Source organism: Paraburkholderia sp. CHISQ3 (genome assembly GCF_030464945.1).
Lineage (GTDB): Bacteria > Pseudomonadota > Gammaproteobacteria > Burkholderiales > Burkholderiaceae > Paraburkholderia > Paraburkholderia megapolitana.
In genome coordinates, this window is the sequence record NZ_JALPRG010000029.1 from 1 (window position 1) to 1,518 (window position 1,518).

Sequence of the window (1,518 nt, forward strand, 5' to 3'; positions counted from 1 at the left end):
CCCAATACTGTTCGGTTAGATTGATGGGTAGCGAAAACCTGGTAAGCTATAACCTCGATGATCAGAGGTGCATACATGGCGCGAACCAGGGCGACGCTGGGTCAAGGGATACGGTTATCGGATCATCTCGGAGCCAGTCTGTTTGCCCGGGTCTATCCGATGGAAGCGGTGGTTCAGCTTCTTGAGAGGCATGGGTGTAATAGTCAGCGCGTGCGCAGATTTCCGGCGAGTACAGTGGTGTACTTCAGCATGGCCCTGAGCCTGTATCCCGAGGCGGCATATGAAGATGTATTTGCCGCCATGACCCAGGGGCTGGCGTGGCTGGAAGGCAGCGCGACGTCGACGACGGTCAGCAAGGCATCGATTACGGAAGCGCGTACAAAGATTGGAGCCGCTGTTTTGCGCGATCTGCAGGCGCAGTGTTGCCCGGCCCTGGCCGTCATGGAGCAACACCCCGGGAGCTTTTACGCGGGCCTGCGTCTGGTGGCCATGGATGGTAGCAGTTTTGATGTGCCGGATGAGCAGGTCAACGCCGACGCGTTTGGATACCCTGAGGGAGGACGCGGGCCTGCCGGCTACCCCAAGGCGCAGTGCGCGGTGCTGGTCGAATGTGGCACTCATGCAATACTGGCAGGCAGCATCGGGGCGTACCGGGATGCGGAGTGGACGCTTTGCCAGTCTCTGCTGCCTACGCTCGATAGCACGATGCTGTGCATGGCGGATCGCGGGTTTAATGGATTTGAGCACTGGCAACAAGCCAGCCAGACCGGTGCGCAGTTGCTGTGGCGCGTTGCCAAAAGCAGGAACCTTCCAGTCAGGAAGGTGCTGGAAGATGGTTCATTTTTAAGCACGATTTATCGACGCGAGGGGAAAGGTGCGCGGGCGCTGGAGGCCATCGAGGTCAGGGTTATCGAATACGCCTTGCCCAACATGCCGGAGAGTGAGCCCCGCTACAGGTTGATGACGACCCTGCTTGATCCGCTCATGGCACCCGCTAAAGAACTGGCGGCGCTTTATCATGCCCGCTGGCATGTAGAGAGTGTGTTTGATGAATTGAAAACACATCTGCGTCAGAGCCGACGTGTACTGCGCAGTAAAACGCCGGACCTGGTGTGCCAGGAGTTCTACGGGTGGATGCTGGCGCACTATGCAGTGCGCTGGTTAATGCACAGCGCCGCGAGGCAAGGGAAAAAAGATCCACTGGACCTGTCGTTCACTGAACATGTCCATCTGTTTCGACGCGCCCAGCCTCAGTCTGGCGCTTTCCCCCCCAGCAAGGCCGCGGAAACGAAAACAGTGGTTCGCACAACTGCTGCAAAGCGCAGGGGCCCTCAAGTGCGCCAGAAGTCATCAACGTAAGAACCCGCGAATGGTTAAACGAAGGGGTACCGCATTTGCAAGTCACAAGCGCGGACAAAAGCTGCATCAACGCGTTGATTTGACCATCGTGCTGGTCTCGCCGAAACCGCTATCGGCATCATGGCGGATGCCTAAAAATATCTAACCGAACAGTATTGG

1 protein-coding gene is annotated in these 1,518 nt (G+C 57.6%); it reads left to right on the top strand.

Annotation, left to right across the window (positions count from 1 at the left end; genetic code table 11):
* Positions 1-75: 75 nt before the first annotated feature.
* Entirely contained in the window at positions 76-1,359 is a 1,284-nt protein-coding gene (locus tag M0D65_RS33040) for an IS4 family transposase (RefSeq protein ID WP_266256198.1), read from the top strand.
* Positions 1,360-1,518: the final 159 nt, after the last annotated feature.